15 protein-coding genes and 1 pseudogene are annotated in these 19,404 nt (G+C 36.3%); all 16 read right to left on the bottom strand.

Going from position 1 to position 19,404, the window contains the following annotated elements; genetic code table 11:
- Positions 1–121 precede the first annotated feature (121 nt).
- The gene (gene sigE, locus A194_RS0106460; protein ID WP_423734741.1) at positions 122–823 is read right to left on the bottom strand and encodes an RNA polymerase sporulation sigma factor SigE; all 702 of its coding nucleotides are present in this window, start codon (positions 821–823) and stop codon (positions 122–124) included.
- Between the two features lie 19 nt (positions 824–842).
- Positions 843–1,754, bottom strand: a complete 912-nt coding sequence (gene spoIIGA / locus A194_RS0106455) for a sigma-E processing peptidase SpoIIGA (protein ID WP_017186041.1) — start codon at positions 1,752–1,754, stop codon at positions 843–845.
- A 228-nt stretch (positions 1,755–1,982) separates the two neighbouring features.
- On the bottom strand, positions 1,983–3,113 hold the full coding sequence (gene ftsZ / locus A194_RS0106450) for a cell division protein FtsZ (RefSeq protein ID WP_017186040.1): 1,131 nt from the start codon (positions 3,111–3,113) through the stop codon (positions 1,983–1,985).
- A 62-nt stretch (positions 3,114–3,175) separates the two neighbouring features.
- The gene (gene ftsA / locus A194_RS0106445; RefSeq protein ID WP_029425036.1) at positions 3,176–4,477 is read right to left on the bottom strand and encodes a cell division protein FtsA; all 1,302 of its coding nucleotides are present in this window, start codon (positions 4,475–4,477) and stop codon (positions 3,176–3,178) included.
- A gap of 134 nt (positions 4,478–4,611) precedes the next feature.
- Positions 4,612–5,403, bottom strand: a complete 792-nt coding sequence (locus A194_RS0106440) for a cell division protein FtsQ/DivIB (protein ID WP_017186038.1) — start codon at positions 5,401–5,403, stop codon at positions 4,612–4,614.
- A 226-nt stretch (positions 5,404–5,629) separates the two neighbouring features.
- The gene (gene spoVE / locus A194_RS0106435) at positions 5,630–6,733 is read right to left on the bottom strand and encodes a stage V sporulation protein E (RefSeq protein WP_017186037.1); all 1,104 of its coding nucleotides are present in this window, start codon (positions 6,731–6,733) and stop codon (positions 5,630–5,632) included.
- A gap of 56 nt (positions 6,734–6,789) precedes the next feature.
- Positions 6,790–8,136: a UDP-N-acetylmuramoyl-L-alanine--D-glutamate ligase gene (murD, locus tag A194_RS0106430; RefSeq protein WP_017186036.1), complete on the bottom strand. Its 1,347-nt coding sequence runs from the start codon at positions 8,134–8,136 to the stop codon at positions 6,790–6,792.
- Positions 8,136–9,119: a phospho-N-acetylmuramoyl-pentapeptide-transferase gene (gene mraY, locus A194_RS0106425; protein ID WP_017186035.1), complete on the bottom strand. Its 984-nt coding sequence runs from the start codon at positions 9,117–9,119 to the stop codon at positions 8,136–8,138. Before mraY ends, murD begins: the two co-directional genes overlap by 1 nt.
- 26 nt (positions 9,120–9,145) lie before the next feature.
- Positions 9,146–10,498 (bottom strand): UDP-N-acetylmuramoyl-tripeptide--D-alanyl-D-alanine ligase, encoded by a 1,353-nt coding sequence (locus tag A194_RS0106420; protein ID WP_017186034.1) that lies wholly within the window; start codon positions 10,496–10,498, stop codon positions 9,146–9,148.
- A 66-nt stretch (positions 10,499–10,564) separates the two neighbouring features.
- Positions 10,565–12,043 carry a UDP-N-acetylmuramoyl-L-alanyl-D-glutamate--2,6-diaminopimelate ligase gene (locus tag A194_RS0106415; RefSeq protein ID WP_017186033.1) on the bottom strand — a complete coding sequence of 493 codons (1,479 nt, stop codon included), beginning with the start codon at positions 12,041–12,043 and terminating at the stop codon, positions 10,565–10,567.
- 102 nt (positions 12,044–12,145) lie between these two features.
- A pseudogene (locus tag A194_RS17630) lies at positions 12,146–14,079 on the bottom strand (stage V sporulation protein D).
- 105 nt (positions 14,080–14,184) lie between these two features.
- Entirely contained in the window at positions 14,185–16,392 is a 2,208-nt protein-coding gene (locus A194_RS0106405; RefSeq protein WP_017186032.1) for a penicillin-binding protein, read from the bottom strand.
- 12 nt (positions 16,393–16,404) lie between these two features.
- Positions 16,405–16,785: a cell division protein FtsL gene (ftsL, locus tag A194_RS0106400; protein WP_017186031.1), complete on the bottom strand. Its 381-nt coding sequence runs from the start codon at positions 16,783–16,785 to the stop codon at positions 16,405–16,407.
- A 5-nt stretch (positions 16,786–16,790) separates the two neighbouring features.
- A complete protein-coding gene (rsmH, locus tag A194_RS0106395; protein WP_017186030.1) occupies positions 16,791–17,762 on the bottom strand; it encodes a 16S rRNA (cytosine(1402)-N(4))-methyltransferase RsmH in 972 nt (323 codons plus the stop codon).
- 18 nt (positions 17,763–17,780) lie between these two features.
- Positions 17,781–18,212: a division/cell wall cluster transcriptional repressor MraZ gene (gene mraZ, locus A194_RS0106390; protein WP_017186029.1), complete on the bottom strand. Its 432-nt coding sequence runs from the start codon at positions 18,210–18,212 to the stop codon at positions 17,781–17,783.
- A gap of 171 nt (positions 18,213–18,383) precedes the next feature.
- Positions 18,384–19,343 carry a bacillithiol biosynthesis cysteine-adding enzyme BshC gene (bshC, locus tag A194_RS17625; protein ID WP_083834255.1) on the bottom strand — a complete coding sequence of 320 codons (960 nt, stop codon included), beginning with the start codon at positions 19,341–19,343 and terminating at the stop codon, positions 18,384–18,386.
- Positions 19,344–19,404: the final 61 nt, after the last annotated feature.

Raw genomic sequence — 19,404 nt, 5'->3', positions numbered from 1 at the left:
TCCCACCTGGAGATGATGTCATCTACATTTTTTCCAGAATGGGATTTTTTATGCGATAAACTTTAAAGAAAACAACATAATACAGCCCTTGAATATCATCTGAATCCAAGGGCTGTAAGGGTTAGACCATTTTATTAAATTCTCGTTTTAACCGTCTAATTATTTTCTTCTCTAGTCTTGAAATATAGGATTGTGAAATACCTAATTGATCGGCAACATCTTTTTGAGTTTGTTCTTCATAACCACTTAAACCAAAACGCATTTCCATAATTTGCTTTTCACGGCCATTTAACGTAGATAAGGCTGATTTTAACAATGTTTTATCTACAGTTGACTCTAAATCTTTCGTTATAATGTCTTCTTCGGTTCCTAATACATCTGATAATAACAGTTCATTTCCATCCCAATCTACATTTAACGGTTCATCAAATGACACTTCAGTTTTTCTTTTATTATTTCTTCTTAAGTACATTAAAATCTCATTTTCGATACAACGCGATGCATAAGTTGCTAACTTTATTTTCTTTTCTGGATTAAACGTATTAACTGCTTTTATAAGTCCAATAGAGCCAATACTAATTAAATCTTCAATATGAATACCCGTATTCTCAAACTTCTTCGCTATATAAACAACTAAACGCAAGTTATGTTCAATTAACATTGATTTAGCTGCTTGGTCACCATCCATCATTCGGTCCAATACATGTCGCTCTTCATCTTTAGACAAAGGAGGTGGTAGAGCTTCACTTCCTCCAATATAATAAATTTCATCTCGTTTAATTTTAAGTTTAACAATTAGTTTTAAATATAAACGTTGCAACATATTCCAAATTCGACGCAATTTATGATACCCCCTCTACATCTTTAACCCTCATTCTTTTTGATTGTAAAAGTAACGGGTTCAACAAACATTGAACATTCATTTGCTTAGAAAAATGTCCATAATGCACTCCGATGTAGACTTTCTTAGTTGATATAATCTGTTGAGCCATATGCACTTTAACTTCCTCCGCTAAGAAAGCCGGTAATAAACCTTGTTCGCCTCCTGCTTTCTGATAAGGTATGAATTGAAGTTCATCATCCAAACCAAAAAAATCAATTTGTTCAGATCGTTTTAATAATTCCACTTTCTCTTCATCAACCCAAATTTTGAAAGTCGATTCATCAACTAATATAACAGGGTGCTGCGTTAACGGGTGTTTTAATTGATTACCAGTATCTAAAAAACTATTCAAGTCCACATTACGGTTTCCATGTAAAATTGTAATGGAGAATTGCTGTTGTGATCGCAATTTGAACATCGTCAATTGTTGAAGTTGATCCTTAGTAAAATATACAGCAATTGGAAACATAACTAATACAACTACCCAACTAATAGCATCTCCAAATGGTGCATGATTGCTAATTACCATATCAGTATTCGTCGTAACGAAGTAATGGAGACCAAACACAGCACCACCAATAGAAAAATTTATTAAGTAAAAACTAAAAAAACGAACTAAAAAAGCTTTTAAATACTGATATGAAAAAGCAATCAAAATAATAAATACAGAATATCCCAACTTAAAGATAGGAGAATCTACTATTCCCCAGTTAAATAGTAGTGTTAAAGGAATAATTAACGATGCAAATAAAGCTCCTAAAAAAATCCTCACATGTGAAAAAGAACTTTTTGTCACCCAGGCAACTAAAAGTAAGATCATCCAATCAAATAATAGGTTTAATAGCCATATCAAATCTACATATAATTGCACGTTTCACATCCTCTTTATTTCCTTATAGCCAGTATAAAAAAAGAAGCCCAAGAAACATGTCAGTTTCTCGGCTTCTTGAGTATCTTTTTTTGCAATCTTTTGTCTTAAACAGGCATATCATATAATGCATAATTAGTTCTATTTAAGTTGGATTACTAAGTTTTCTAGCAAATCTATAAGCAAAAAACCTCAGTTAGTCATCCTAACTGAGGTTTCATTAATTAATCATTACTGATCACGGTTTCTGTTTCTTAGGAACGTTGGAATATCTAATGTTTCCTCTTCATAACTTGGACGTTGTGTCTGTGCTGGGCGTTCTCTTCTAGGTTGTTGTCCAACTGAAGACGGAGTCGAATTCGCTTGAGTTGGGCGAACTTGTTGCTGCTGGTTATTTGAACTTTCTTCACTTTCATCAAAACCAGTTGCAATTACTGTTACAACAATCTCTTCTTTTAAAGTTTCGTTAATAACAGAACCGAAGATCACATTAACTTCTTGATCGGCTGCAGACGTTACAATTTCAGCTGCTTCTTGTACCTCATAAAGGCTTAAGTTTTGACCACCTGAAATGTTCATTAGTACTCCATGTGCACCGTCGATAGAAGTTTCAAGCAATGGTGATGAAATTGCCTTCTTAGCTGCTTCAGCTGCACGGCTCTCACCAGTTGCAACACCTATGCCCATAAGAGCTGACCCTTTATCAGACATAATCGTCTTAACGTCTGCGAAGTCGACGTTAATTAAACCAGGTACTGCAATCAAGTCTGAGATACCTTGTACACCTTGTCTTAAAACGTTATCTGCTTCACGGAATGCTTCTAGCATTGGAGTATTTTTATCCACTAACTCTAATAGACGATCATTAGGAATTACAATTAATGTATCTACGTTTTCTTTTAAAGTGTCGACACCACTTGTAGCGTGAGTTGACCGTTTACGTCCTTCGAATAAGAAAGGTCGAGTAACTACACCAACTGTTAATGCACCAATTTCTTTTGCGACGTGAGCAATTACAGGGGCAGCACCTGTTCCTGTTCCACCGCCCATACCAGCTGTAACAAACACCATGTCTGCACCTTGTAGAGCTTCTTCAAGAACTTCCTTACTTTCTTCGGCAGCTTTCTTACCCACTTCTGGGTTTGCACCAGCACCTAAACCACGTGTAAGTTTTTCACCAATTTGTAGTTTAGTATCAGCTTTTGATAAATTTAATGCTTGCGCGTCTGTGTTTACTGCAATAAATTCTACACCTTGCACACCATGTTCAATCATGCGATTAACGGCATTGGAGCCACCGCCACCAACACCAATTACTTTTATTGTTGCTAATTGGTCCATATTTGCTTCAAAATCTAACATGTCTCGTTCCTCCTACTTGATCATTTTCCCTTTTTAACACTACCTTTGAAGGAAACGTGCATTTAATCAAAGAAATAGTTCTGGATCTTCTTCATAAAACCTTCTTTATTATCTTTAGGTTCTTCTTTTACTTTTCGTTTTGGTTTTGGTTTTTCTTTCGTATTAACTGATTTTGGAGATTGTTCTTGTTTAACTTGTTGTCCTTCAATTCCTACCTCATAATCTTTACCTTGTATTTTCGCATTTCGATAGGCGAATTGCAAGGTACCAAGCCCTACTGTAAATTGTGGTTCCCTAACTCCAATGTGAGATGGAATGGACACTCGTACATTTGTTTGAAACACATCTCTTGCTAAGTCTACTACACCTGGTACTTGCATTAACCCTCCGGTTAATACATAGCCACCCGGTAACGCGGGGTAACCCATACGTCTAAATTCTTGAAGTACGAACTGGAATATTTCATCTAATCTTGCTTCGATTATTTCTGCAATTTGAACTTGGTTAAATGTTTGTTTGTCATCCGTACCAATTGTAGTAACATTGAAAGAATTATCTTCAATTGCTGAATTTAGATAAGCGTGACCATGTTCTAATTTAATCTGTTCTGCTTCTTCAGTCGTTGTTTTCAAACCAATTGATAAATCTTTAGTAATGTTGTCTCCACCTAAAGGTATAACTGATGTATTTGCTAAGTGACCGTCTATGTAAAACGAGACTGTAGTACTACCCGCTCCGATATTAACTAAGCCAACACCTAAAGTTTTCTCATCTTGAGAAAGAGCAACTTCCGCAGCTGCAAGTGGTTGTAAGCAAATGTCCTGAACTTGTAATCCTGCTCTCTCAACACATTTTAATATGTTATGTAAATTCGTCTTACCACAAGTGATTAATGTCCCTTGCATTTCTAAACGAACACCAATCATTCCACGAGGGTCGTTTATTTCATCCTGACCATCAACAATGAATTGACGAGGGATGACATCAACGATTTCACGTTCAGGTGGTATTTGCATTACTTGAGAAGCATCAATAACACGTGTAACATCCTCTTGATCAATTTCACGCGTCTCACTCGATACTGCAACAACACCGTGGCAATCTTGCAAAGCAATATGATCACCATTAATTGAAACAATAACACTTTTAATGGCCATGTCTACCATTCTTTCAGCTTGATCAACAGCATTTTGGATAGCATGCACAGTTTGATCAATATCAACTATTGCACCTTTTTTCATCCCTACAGATTCTGCAGTTCCAACACCGATGACATTTATAGTATCATTGGACACTTCACCAATGATTACTTTTACTTTAGAAGTTCCAATATCCAAACTTACTAATATTTCGCTTCGGTTCATGATTGCACCTCCAATTAGGCCTTCGATTCCTTTCAAAATTTTAGCTTCATGTACCACTACACTTGTTAACTTCAACTTAAAAGTGCTAAATACCTTCTACTAATAACATTTTTAATAACATTTTTCTACATTTTTTAAACTTCTTCGTCAAATTCTAGTTCTTCTGTTTCGTCGATATCTTCACCCTCATATGGGACAAAGTAAGCACCTACATCTAGGTGAAGAATGCCATCGATATCATCTGATAGTTGAGAAGCAATTGATGGATAAGCACTCATTTTATTAGCGAAATTTGATACAACCCCTATAACTTCTTGTCCATCAATCGTAAATAAACGGATTCTTTCTCGATTAGTTTCTTCTGGTTCCCAATAAACCTCAGAGATTAGTAAGTTTATAGATTCAGGCACTTGGGAAAGTTGATAGGCAATACTTTGCAACATTTCATCCTCAAATCCATGAAGTAATGGTGCATCTTCCCGTGGTTGTTCTAATTGTACTTCTTCGATCTTATTTCCGTTTTGTAAAATTGGATAATAATAATCGCCATCCCTTTGATAAGCAACACGTTCATATTCTTGTACAGCTATAACAAAAGTATTATACCAGCTTCTATTAATTTCTGCATGTCTAACCTCAGGGTGTTGTTCAATTTTTTCCATTACATCATTTGTATCGACGTTCCAAAAGGATTCGTCAAAACTAATTTTTGAGTAACTAATAATCGTTTCCTCATCAACCATTTCATTGTCTACAACAGTTACAGACTTTACGTGGCTTAACGGTGATTGTATATAAACGATTATAAGAATCAACATAATGATTAACGTTAGATAGATTATAAAGCGTCTATTCGCTTTCTTCTTCCTAGCTTGTTTAAGTTGAGGTATACGATCTTCTATCGATACAATCTTTTTATCAGCCATCCAAAAAGCTACTCCTTATAATCTAATCTTTAGTATATTAACTAACAACTTTATTAAAAAGTGAGTTATTGTTCTATTATAGCACAGATTAACACTGATATAATAAGGTATTTTGTTCTAATTTGATTATTTTTAATGTTTTGTAAAACAAAAATAAAAAAACAGTAAAAAGAGTTATACTCTTTCACTGTTAAAAGTAACGAATTTCTAAAGCAGCAATCTTTTTCTAGTTTACTTTCGCATATTTACTAATATTTAACAACACACCAAGTGATAGTAACGTAATAGTTAAAGATGAACCACCATAACTAAGTAAAGGTAAGGTAATTCCTGTAACTGGAATTAATCCAATTACAACACTAATGTTAATCATAACTTGAATTGTAATCATCGCTGTAATTCCAAATGCTAAAAGGGATGCTGATAAATCTTGCGTATTTAGAGCAACTAATATTCCCCTCCAAATAACGATTAAAAACAACCCAAGTATAAATGCTCCACCTATAAGGCCTAACTCTTCAGCAATGACCGCAAAGATAAAGTCCGTTTGGGGTTCTGGTAAATAAAAGTACTTTTGCATGCTATTCCCAAAACCAAGGCCCATCAAACCTCCAGGCCCAATTGCGTATAGTGACTGGATAATTTGAAATCCATCACCTAACGGGTCTTCCCACGGGTTTAAAAAGGCTGTAATTCTACTAATTCTATATGGAGCTGATGCAATTAATGCGACTAACCCCGCTAAGCCAATACTAGCAAGAAATACGAAGTGACTAATTTTAGCACCAGCAATAAAAAGCATCAGCATTCCAGTTCCAACAAAGACAATGCCTGTACCTAAGTCGGGCTGCAACATAATTAATCCAAATGGTACAATGAGCAATAGTAACATCGGTAAGAAACCCTTTGAGAATTGGCGTAACTCTCGCTGGATTTTAGGTAGCACAGCTGCAAATAGCACAATCATACCAATCTTCATAAATTCACTTGGTTGAATACTAAAAGCACCTACACCAATCCAACTTTGTGCTCCACCACGAACCATTCCGATGCCTGGAATTAAGACAGCAATCAGTAACAAGAAACAAAGAACGTAAGCTGTAACAGAATATTGAAGCCATTTATAATATGGAATTTTTAACGTAACTACAATCCCAATGACACCTAGCAATGCAAATAGCGCCTGTCGCTTTAAATAAAAAGCAGAATCTCCAAACTTATAATCCGACCATATGGACGAAGAGCTATAAACCATCACTAGACCAATTAAAAGTAAAATAGCAATCGCTGTTAGTAACACATAATCTAATTTTTCCTGTTTATAATCCAAAAAAACACCCCTAACTCCAAGTTTTGAAGTTGGGGCTTATGTCGTACAAGCCCCTATTAAAGCTTATGCACGACTTCGATAAACATGTCTCCTCGGTCTTCAAATGATTTAAATTGATCCCAGCTAGCACATGCAGGTGAAAGAAGGACAATGTCACCTTTCTCACTTTGTTCATATGCCTTTCGAGTAGCTTGTTCCAAATTGTCTACGACATACAATTGGTCAAATTGTTGCCGTTCAGCTGCTTGTTTTATTTTCCCACGCGCCTCACCATATGCAACGCAACTTCTAACATAGCTAAACTGTTGGAATAGCTCATCAAAGTCATTACCTCGATCTAATCCGCCAATAACTAATACTACAGGATTATTAAACGATTGTAATGCTTTTGTTGTAGCTAATATGTTTGTCGCTTTTGAATCATTATAAAATAATCGTCCATTTTTATTCTCAACAAATTGCAATCGGTGTTTAACCCCTATAAAACGAGCTAAAACTGTTTGAATGACTTCATCCTGAACCCCGAAATGCTTAGCTACTGCGACACTTGCTAAAACGTTTTCAAGGTTATGCATACCAGGTAAAACAACATCTTCACGGTCAATTACCCAGTCATTGTTAAAATAAATCGATTGACCATCAAAAGAAACACCTTCATAACTAAAATGGTTTATAGTAAATGCCATTTTTTGAACAACACAGTCTTCTAAAGAATCACTCACTGTCGAGTCATTACCATTATAGACGACAAGGTCCTCTTTAGTTTGGCGTTTAATAATATTAAGTTTTGAGCTAATGTAATCTTCACGAGACTTATGATAGTCCAAATGTGCCTCAGTAATATTTAAAAGTACTGATACATCTGGTTTAAAATTTCGTATCGCTTTTAGTTGGAACGATGATAGTTCCATTACTACTGGTTGCTGATCTTTTTGCTTACGAACAACTTCAGATGCAACTTGTCCAATGTTGCCTGCCAATAGCGGCTCTTGCCCTGCCTCTTTTAGCAACTCATAAATTAAAGTAGTTGTTGTCGTTTTACCATTTGTACCGGTAATCGCAATTAACGGGCCATCTATCAATTCATAAGCTAACTCCACTTCAGTTACAACAGGAATATTTAGCTTTTCTGCTTCTTGAATAATGTTGTGATGGTGAGGAATACCAGGGTTTTTAACAACGAGGTCAACACCTTCTAAAACTTCTAAAGGGTGATGACCTGTCACTGTTTCCACACCTAAACTACTAAAATATTGAGCCTTTTCATTTTGATCAAAAGCTTGTTGGTCATTAATAAGAAAAGGAATACCACTATCATAAAGTAACTGAGCAGCAGCTTCTCCACTCTTCGCTAACCCGAGTACTAATACTTTATTATAAGGAAAATGACGTAACGTTTTCACTACATTAACACCTCAATATAAACCCCAAACGCAGCACAAACGAATCCAACTACCCAGAATGTGATGACGACACGCCACTCTGACCAGCCAACTAATTCGTAATGGTGGTGAAGTGGACTCATTTTGAATACACGTTTACCAGTCGTTTTGTATGAGATTACTTGAATGATTACAGATAATGTCTCTATAACAAAGACACCACCAATAATTATAAGTAAGATTTCAAGCTTCATTAAAATTGCAACAATAGCAATGGCAGCACCGATCGCTAATGAACCTGTATCCCCCATAAATACTTTTGCTGGGTGACTATTAAATACTAAAAATCCTAACAATGCACCAACAACTGCAAAAGTAAATATTACTACCTCAGTCGGCATACCAAATGCCCAACCGATAATACCAAATGCCGCAAAAGCAATAGATGCTGTACCAGCTACAAGCCCGTCTAACCCATCAGTTAAGTTCACAGCATTTGATGCACCTACTAACATAATTAAAATTAAGATCCCGTAAGCCCATCCAAGATCAATTGAATAATTAGTCCCTGGAATGGCTATATCAGTTGGGAATGTACTATTGGATAAAATAATATAAACAACAATAGCAATAATCAATTGGAAAAACATCTTTTGTTTTGATGTTAAACCTAAGTTACGTTTTTTCGTTATTTTAATAAAATCATCTAAAAATCCGATTAAACCATAACCTATTAATACAAATAATAATATAAATAATTCCGTAGAGAACAACGTCTGCGGATCTCTTAAAACGAGAATTAATGTCGTAGCTACAACTGAGAAAATGATCATCACACCGCCCATTGTTGGCGTACCTGATTTAGCTTGGTGTGATTCGGGTCCTTCTTCTCGTATGCTTTGCCCAAATTTTAACCTACGTAAAAATGGTATTAAAACTGGCGATAATAAAACAGCAATTAAAAATGCAACTGCAATTGTTATAAAAATCAATGTTTGTGACAAAACCTATTCTTCCTTTCTTTTCTACTTTAAGAAACTAATTGTTGGATTAATTGTTCAAATTTCATACCTCTTGATGCTTTAAACAATATAACTGTATCTTTTTTCATATAATTTTCTATTTCATTCATTAACATATCATGATTATCGAAGTGCTCTGCTCTACCATTAAAATCACTCGGTAGTGCTTTAATAATATATTGACTATCTTGGCCAACTGTGAAAACGACATCAATTTCTTGATTAATTACTTCGCCCACTTTACGGTGTTCACTTTCAGCAAATTGACCTAACTCAAAAATATCACCTAAAACTAATACTTTATAAGTTTCAGAAAAACTTTTTATGACGTCGATTGATGCACGCATCGAAGTAGCTGAAGCATTATATGCATCATTAACAATCACTGCTCCTGACTCTGTTTCGATTTGTTCAAATCTCATGCCAGGAAGTGATAAGTTCGCCAATGAACGGGCCATTTTACTAGAATCGATAGTCAATAAATCACTAATTGCTAAAGCGTATGTTGTATTTTTGGCTTGATGCATACCTAATAAAGGAACCTGAAATGATTGTTCATTAATAGTAAACGTCGTTTCATTTTTCTTTTGAACAACGTCTCTTACTTCATAGTCTAACCCAGAAATAAAACCACAAGTCACAACACGTTGTGATAAATCCACTTGAAGAAGTGGTTCATCCCCATCTACGATTAATACACCATCTTCACTCAAACCTTTTACAATTTCAAGCTTAGCATTAGCAATCCCTTCTCTACTACCTAAATATTCAATATGAGATTCACCAATATTCGTAATGACAGCTATATCAGGTTTTGCAATGTCAGATAATTGCTCGATTTCACCAAAACCACTCATACCCATTTCTAAAACTAAAACCTCTGTTTGAACAGGCATGCGAAGTATTGATAACGGCAGGCCTATTAGGTTATTTAAATTTCCTTCTGTTTTAGATACTTGATAAAACTCACTCAACGAGGAAGCTATTAATTCTTTTGTTGTCGTCTTTCCATTTGATCCAGTTACCCCAATGACAGTTGGATTAATATAATCACGATATGCTGTGGCAAGTTGTTGTAAACCTTCTAAAGTATCCTCAACAAAAAATAGCGGGAAATCATCTGGTAAATCAGCTGGAACTTCTTCCTTTTTAGACCATAATGAAGCGACAGCACCTTTATCAACCGCTTGCAAAAGAAAATCGTGCCCATTAAACCGTTCTCCAATTATAGGCACGAACAAACCATTAGTAACAATTTCTCTACTATCGGTATAAATAGTATTTATATCTAATTGTTGATTTAAATTTCCTCGATATTTTAGAAATATTTTATGTAAAAAATCAATTGAGAACTTTTTCATATTATGACTCCTCTTAATTCACTCAGCGATAAATCAATATCGGCTGAGATAATGCTATTTTATTAATTAATGGCTCATTCGTAATTGAACCATTTCACGAGCTACTTCACGGTCGTCAAAGTGGTGACGCTCTCCATTAACTTCTTGATAAGTCTCATGTCCCTTACCAGCGATCAATATAATATCATCTTTTTCAGCAATATGAACAGCACGTTCAATTGCTTCTCTTCTATTTTTAATTACAGTAAACACACCATCATCATCTGTTAAATGACGTGTCATATCAGCTAAAATAGCACTAGGATCTTCTGATCTTGGGTTATCCGATGTAAAGATGACATGATCACTATACTTCATAGCAGCATCTGCCATTAATGGACGCTTTGTACGATCACGGTCACCGCCACAACCGATAATTGTTATAACACGATGCTCTTTAAGCTCATCAATTGTTTGTAATACGTTTTCTAATGAATCGGGTGTGTGAGCATAATCAACAATGACCGAGAAGTCTTGCTTCGAATCAACTAATTCAAAACGACCCGGTACACCTTCCATTTCTTTAATCGCTTCACTCATCACTTCCAACGATATATTGTGGTGATAAGCAGTTCCTACAGCAGCTAATATATTATATATATTAAATTTGCCCGTTAACTTAGTTGTAATGTTCGCTAGTTCATCTGGAGTATTTAGTTTAATTGTTAATCCACTAGGCGAAATATTGTAATCTTCTACATTGATTACAGCTGTTTCATCTAAGCTATAATTAACAATTGGTTGAGCCGTTGCACCCATCATTAGTTCAGCATAACGGTCATCACTATTTATAATTGCAGTCTTCTCTTTATTAGAATAAGTATTACCTAACTGTGCAAAAAGTAAAGATTTCGCATAGGCATAATCTTCCATCGTTGGATGATAGTCTAAATGATCTTGTGATAAGTTTGTATAGACTGCTGTATCAAAGTCAATCCCAAACACTCTACCTTGTTTCAAAGCATGCGAAGATACTTCCATAATGACTGTATCGACACCTTCATCTAACATGAGCTTTAAATGCTTATGTAAAAATAAAGGGTCAGGAGTTGTATTTTGTACTGGGTATCGTTGTTCTCCAATTTTCATGTCAATCGTTCCAATAACCGCCGTTTTATGATTGGCCTTACTAAAAATAGCATCTAACAAATATGTTAACGTCGTCTTACCGTTAGTCCCGGTAATTCCAATCATACTTAGCTTTTGACTTGGCTGCCCGTAAAACGTATCAGCCAGTTGAGCTAAAGCTTGCTTTGTACTTGGCACTATAATAACAGGAACATTTGTTTCAATAGGCTTTTGAGCAATAATAGCTGTCGCACCCTTTACAACTGCATCATCAATAAACTGATGTCCATCAAATGTAAGACCTTCTTTACAAACAAACAACGAACCTTCGCTTACTTGCCTTGAATCCATCTCAATAGACGTGATCTCTAAGTTTAATAGTTCTTCTTTATTACATTTTATAACTTGAAGATTATTAATTAGATCTAATAACTTCATTTCACCACTACCTTTAAATTAATCTACATTCATTATAACAAATTCTACACTAGTCTATAATAATTATTTTGGATCATTGAATAAAAGTTATTTATTTGATAATTATTGAGTTTCTTCATCACCTAAAAATACACGAATAGTTGAACCAGATTCAACGACTGTTCCACTTGATGGAGCTTGGGAAATGACAACATCGCCCTCCCCTTCTACTTCAATCGTAATGTTGGCTAAGTATTGTTGAAGGTCGTTAACTGTTTCACCTACTAAATTAGGGACTTCTACAGTTGGCATATCAGGCCATTGGAAATCTTTTTCAAGGCCTCCTTCACGTATCGGAACGTCTAGATGCCTTAAAGAATCACCGATAATACGACCACCAATCGGACTGGCAACAACCCCACCAAACTGAAGGACATCCTTAGGGTTATCGATAGCAACATAAACTAACAATTCAGGGTCATCAGCAGGTGCAAAACCAATAAATGAAACGATATGGTCATTCTCCAAATAACGCCCATCTGGACCAACCTTCTGAGCAGTACCTGTTTTTCCACCAACACGATACCCATGAACATAAGCTCCTCGGCCAGTTCCTTTTGCAACAACGTGCTCTAATGCACGCTTCACTTCTTCTGATGTTTCAGTCGAAATAATACGCTCTCTTAGATTAGGTTCACGCTCTTCTACCATTTCACCTGTTATAGGGTCTACAACACCTTTCACTACATATGGTTCGTAAAGGTAACCCCCATTTATGGCCGCTGCAACTGCAGTAACTTGTTGAATTGGTGTTACAGAGACACCTTGACCGAATGCAGTCGTTGCCAATTCAACTGGCCCCACTTGTTCTTCATCAAATAGAATGCCAGTACTTTCGCCTTCAAGATCAATTCCTGTTTTCTCTCCAAACCCGAACTGATCAATATACGTAAACAACTTCTCTTCCCCTAATTTTTGACCTAAGTTTACAAATCCAGGGTTACAAGAGTTCTGAACAACTTCCAAATACGTCTGACTTCCGTGTCCACCACTTTGCCAACAACGCAAACGGGCTCCACCCACTTCTATATGCCCATGGTCATGAAAGTCATCTTCATCTAAGTCGATTAAACCTTCTTGTAATGCTGCTGATAAGGTTATTATTTTAAACGTTGAACCAGGTTCATAAGTACTAAAAACCGGTAAGTTTCGGTTATATACTTCAGGCTCAACAGACTGGTATTCATTTGGATGAAAGTTAGGTCTAGTTGCCATGCTAAAATTTCGCCACTTTTAGGATCCATTACCATCGCTAGAGCACCATCAGGGTTATACTCAGCAACTGCTTGGTCTAATTCTCTTTCAACAATTGCTTGTATGTCTGCATCGATTGTTAATGATAAATGATTTCCGTCTTCAGGTGGCGTATATCGGTTAGACATTTCTTCTAATCGATGACCTTTTGCATCAGAGAAAAACGACAATGCCCCAGGTTCGCCACTTAATACTTCATCATAACTAGCTTCTAACCCCATTAATCCTTGGTTATCAATCCCTGTAAAACCTAGCACGTGAGCTAGCTTTTCGTCATATGGGTAAAAACGCTTTGAGTCTTCAGCTAAATAAAGACCTGGTAAATTCAAAGTTCGAATAGCATCAACTTGTTCTTTGTTTAATTTTCTTCCTTCTGGATGAATCGCTTCAACAGAAACATTCTTTGTTAAATGATCTCGAAGTTTCTCTTCATCAATATCGATTATTAGGCTTAGTTGTTCTACAGCGTAATCAACATTTTCAATTTGTCGTGGTACGATTAACAAACTAGGTGCAACTTCATTTTCAACTAAAACTTCGCCATTTCTGTCTAAAACATTTCCTCTTTCAGGTTGGAAAGGAATATCTCGACTCCATAATTCTTCTGCTTTCGCTACTATTTCAGGACTTGAAATAAGTTGCACATACGCTAACTTACCAAGCATGACAACAAAATAAAGTGCAATACATAAAAAAACAATGGCCAACCGCTTTCTCACAGTAACAACTGAAACACGTCTCATGTTCATTCTCCTTTTACAAGCTATGCTTGTATTAAACTTATGAGAAATTACGGTATTTTAGACCATTGTCCATTTTAGTTATTTAACTACATCAGACAAATACTTTTATTCAAAATATTCTTCATCCTCTTCCTCTTCATCTTCCTCATTGTTATTTCGTTCTTCTGAGAGCTCAACTACTAAACGACGGTCTTCACTAAAGGTATTTCCTTCTTCAATATTTTGATCAATCACTAACCCTGAACCAATATAGTCTAGATCAATATTAGTCATTCGACTTAAAGCAATAACATCCCTTAAAGTCCATCCTGTTAGATCAGGCATCGTCATTTGATCATCCGTTTTTAATAGGACACGTTGATTCGTAAAGACTTGACTACCACTTGTTGGCCAAGTACCTTCAACAGTGTTTCCTTCACCTATAACGTTGACCTGGAATCCTAACTCACTTAACTCACTTGTTACAGTATCCACACTTTGACCAGAATAATCGTTGATTGTCGTCTCATCAGTATGTGTTGCATTCTCTTGATCCGGAGATACGTCAAGATAATGAAGGCTATTTTCCATGACGGTGCGGTAAATGTAAGATGTCGTTTCACTTCCTTGATAACGGTAATCAACATCAGGTTGTTTTACAGCTACAAACATTAGTAATTGCGGTTCATCTTGCGGTGCCATCCCGACAAATGAGAAGACATAATTTGGTCCGCCTGACATATATAACCCTGTCTCTGGATCAGGAATTGATGCCGTACCTGTTTTACCAAATGTCGTATATTGATCCAACGCAAATGCATTGGCTGTTCCTTCTTCCTCAGTTACTGTTTGACCAAGTAAGTCTTTTACATGCTCAACAGTATCCGGACTAATAGGATCACCAACTACTTCACGATCTTTTTGTTCAACTAGTTGACCATTGTTTGAGTCTTGGATGTTTGATAGTACATACGGTTGAACAATTTCACCATCATTCGCAAAAGCCGTTGCTGCCTTCATAATTTGAATTGGAGTAAAAGTAGAACCTTGTCCGTAAGCCGTCGTAATTTGTTCCCAAGGCCCTCCATAAGAAATCGTCCCTATTCTTTCACCTGTTAAGTCTACCCCTGTCATTCGATCTAAGTGAAAATCTTCGAGATATTCTAAGTACGTTTCTGGCCCCATTTTATTCCAAAGCAGTTCAGCCATAGCAACGTTAGATGACCTAAGGATTCCTTCATCAAACGTTATTTCTCCCCAACCATCACGATCGTGGTCATGAATAGTACGGCTATGCTCATTTATTTGGAATTGACCAGATTGGAATGTTTCATTACCGTTATAAACACCTTCTTCAATTGCTGCTGCTAACGTGAAGATCTTCATTGTTGAACCTGGTTCAAACGGAGATGAAATCATATCATTATACCAGTTTTCGATGTTATCTCGAGAGTTTGGGTCAAACGTCGGTCTGTTTGACATTGCTAAAATTTCACCAGTGTTTGGATCCATAACTCCAGCCATAATTCGTTCCGGACTATAAGTATCTTCTACAGTCGTTAATGCATCTTCTAAAAATGACTGTATTTTTTGATCAATTGTCAGATGAATATCAAAGCCATCTTCAGGTGACTGTACTGTTTCTTCTGCATTTCTTAACTGATGCCCGTAACTATCTCTTTGATAATTAATATAGCCATCTTCACCAGTCAAATACTCATCAAACTCTAATTCTATACCATATGCACCTCGAGCTTGAGTTTGCTCTTCATCATCAGTATATCCAGTATAACCAATGATTTGAGAGGCATATAAGCCATTAGGGTAATAACGTTGTAGCGTCTGTTCAAAGTATATTCCAGGCAATTCTAATTCTTCTATAGCTTCATACTCAGACTCGGACAACCCCTGCCCTAATGATCCAAACTCAATTTGGTAACGATCATTGTCTATACCATTTTGAATTCTGCTTTTTATACTTGCAACATCCTCATCTAACACATTAGATAATTGTTGTGCGGTATGTTCTGCATCTTCTACGTGAAGAGGAACTGAAGAATTACCTGTATATGTTTCATCTAAAATAGCATACATGTTATAAACAGGGCGATTATCCGCTAACGCCATCCCAGAACGGTCATAAATTTTGCCACGCTCAGCTTGGAGTGTCGTGTTCGTTTCTCGCATATTCTCTGCATAAGCAACTAAATCGACCGAATGTATTTCACCAGTTACTTGAATATACATAAATCGGCCGATAATCGTTAAGAAAAGTATCGAAAAAATGAGGACGACAATTAACAGCATAATGCCATTTTGATTGACTTTACGCATTTAAATCACGCCTTAAGGAGTATTATTCGCTTGTCTTACTTCTGCATTTCTAATATTCAATCCATTCTCTTCAGCAATCGTTAATATACGGTTCGGATTACTTAATTCTTGTACTTCAGCTTGCAAAGAATTGTTTTGTGCTTGTACATCTTGTACTTGTGTTTGTAATTGTTGAACATCTCGGTTAAGTGTATCAACTGATGAAGAGAAACTAACCACAATCACCGCTAAAACGGAAACTAATACAATTCCGAATGTATATAACACTTTCTCACCTTTTGTAAACCAAGGTTTTTTCACCGGTTGTTGTGGTGGTTGTGGTTGTTGATCTTGCCTACGTTGTGGTTGGACTGGTTGTTGGACTTGATAGGTCTTCACTTGTTCAAGCGCCATAATTTTTATCTCCTTTCATCGAGTGCGTATTGTTCTTCCCATTCTTTCACTTTTTCTACAATTCTTAGTTTTGCCGATCGAGAACGTCTGTTTTCTTCAACTTCTTTTTCAGACGGTACTATTGGCTTTCGCGTAACTTGTTTGAACGGTGGTTGCACCTGTTCTGGCAATAATGGAATATCTTTTGGTAATGGTGGCTCTGTACTCCACTTCTTCATTGCTTGTTTGCATATCCTGTCCTCTAAAGAGTGGAACGTAATGACTGCTAACCTTCCTCCAATCGCTAACTTCCTCGCTGATTGATGAAGTGCATCTTGAAAAACATTCAACTCATCGTTTACCGCAATTCTAATAGCTTGAAAAATTCTCTTACCTGGGTGTCCACCTTTTCGTCTAGCTGCCGCTGGAATTGCGTCTTTAATAATGTTGACTAATTCTAATGTTGTCTCAATAGGCTTTTCTTCTCGTTTCTTTTCGATCTGTCGAGCAACTTGTTTAGAAAACTTCTCTTCTCCGTATTTAAAAAAGATTCTTACTAAGTCTTCATAAGCCCATTCGTTAACGACATTATATGCACTTAGAGGACTCGTTTGATCCATACGCATATCTAATGGTGCGTCTTGGTGAAAACTAAACCCTCTTTCACCTTCATCCAACTGTGGAGATGAAACACCTAAATCAAAAATGATTCCGTCTACTTCTTCAACACCAAGTTGATTTAACTCTTCTTCTAAATTCACAAAGTTACTTTTTATATACTGAACTTGACCTTCATAACCTTGCAACACTTCTTTGGCATATTCAATCGCTGAGTCATCTTGGTCAAAAGCGACCAGCTTACCTACATCTGTTAACTGTTCGACAATTCGCTTAGAGTGTCCAGCACCGCCTAACGTACAGTCGACATACGTGCCATCTTCTTTGATGTCTAATCCTTTAATCGCTTCGTTGTTTAAAACACTGTAATGTTCAAACATATTTGGCACCTCATTATGTTAAATATCAAAATCCATCAAGTTCTCCGCAATCTCTCCAAAAGAATCCTCTGACTCTTCTACGTAAGTGTCCCATTGTTCTTTAGACCAAACTTCTACACGATTAGAAACACCAATGACGACACACTCTTTATCTAACGCTGCATAATTGCGTAGAGGTGATGGTACATTTATTCTTCCTTGTTTATCAATTTCGCATTCAACCGCTCCTGAAAAGAAGAATCGTGTAAATGCGCGGGCGTCTTTCTTTGTAAGTGGAAGTTGCTTTAACTTCTCTTCAAGCTGTTTCCACTCACCTAACGGGTATGCAAATAGACACTTGTCCAAACCTCTCGTAATAACGAAAGTTTGCCCAAGATCTTCACGAAACTTTGCCGGTACAATTAAACGACCTTTCGTGTCTATATTATGTTGATACTCTCCCATGAACATAGACTTCGCCCACCTTTGAATAAATTTTACCACATTACCCCACTTTCTACCACTTAATTTCCCAAAAAAATAAAAAAATACACGTCTAATTTTAGAATTAGACGTGTAAACCGCATCATATCAACATTTTCATTGGTGAAACTGAAGTGGAGGATAGTGGTAACGAGGTGGTTACAATGTGATGAATTGGTGATCTTGTTCCCACCTAGGTGGTATTTCAGTTAACTGAATCGGTAAGTCTAGCCCATATTCATTCAACCAATACACAATGTTCCACATTCTTTCTTGTAACCCACCACTTGGATTATAAAATTCATTTAATTCATCAAATTGCTTAACCGTTTGTTCATGCTGCTTGTTTAATTCATTCATAATTCTTTTTTCAACGTAATCAATTTCATCTTCAATTTGTTTTAAGTTCGTCTTAGTCAGCGCTTCTATATCAGAACTTACACCTTGAGCAATACTTTGTAGTGGTTGATGCACAACTTCAAGTTGCTTTTTTACTTCTTCCACTGTTTCTCTAACTGGATATTTACTTTGACGTGTTAACCAATTCATTTTGAAATGATAAGAGCCTTCATTAATTACCGCTCCTTCATCCATTTGGTACTGTTCAATAAATGATTGATGATTACGTTTCATAAGTGTTAATGAAAGCCTTGGAGTGACAATAGGTAACTTTAGGTTTAATGCTTTAAAAGCGCCTTTTAAAGCAGCCCAATATGCTATCTCACCTGGACCTCCAACAAATGAAAGAACAGGGAAAACTAACTCTTGCATTAGTGGTCTAGTAACAACGTTATTACTAAATAATTCAGGGTGTTCATCAACGAGTTGCTTAAGTTCACTCTCTGAAAAACTAACTTCCCCACCCTTTGATTGAAACATACCTTCTTTTGTCACTTCTAACAATAAACGCTCACCCTCATAATGATAGAACAAGTGAGCATCTGAAAGTGATGCATCTAAATTAACGTGATAACCATCGTCAGCTAACTCATTTAATTGCTTAGTTACTTGCACTGCAAGATCCCGTCGATTTTCAACCATTTGCAAGAAATATGGACGCTCTAATTTTCTTAAACTTTCATCATCAGCATCCACTAACACTAAGCCTTCAGAATGCAAATAATTGTTGAGTTAAGTAGGCAAAGAAATCAACATATGTTTCACTTTTAGCTACCGCATC

The organism is Alkalibacillus haloalkaliphilus C5 (assembly GCF_000269905.1).
Taxonomy (GTDB): domain Bacteria; phylum Bacillota; class Bacilli; order Bacillales; family Alkalibacillaceae; genus Alkalibacillus; species Alkalibacillus haloalkaliphilus_A.
Note: the sequence above shows the minus strand (reverse complement) of the source record. Positions and strands in the feature narration are given on the sequence as shown.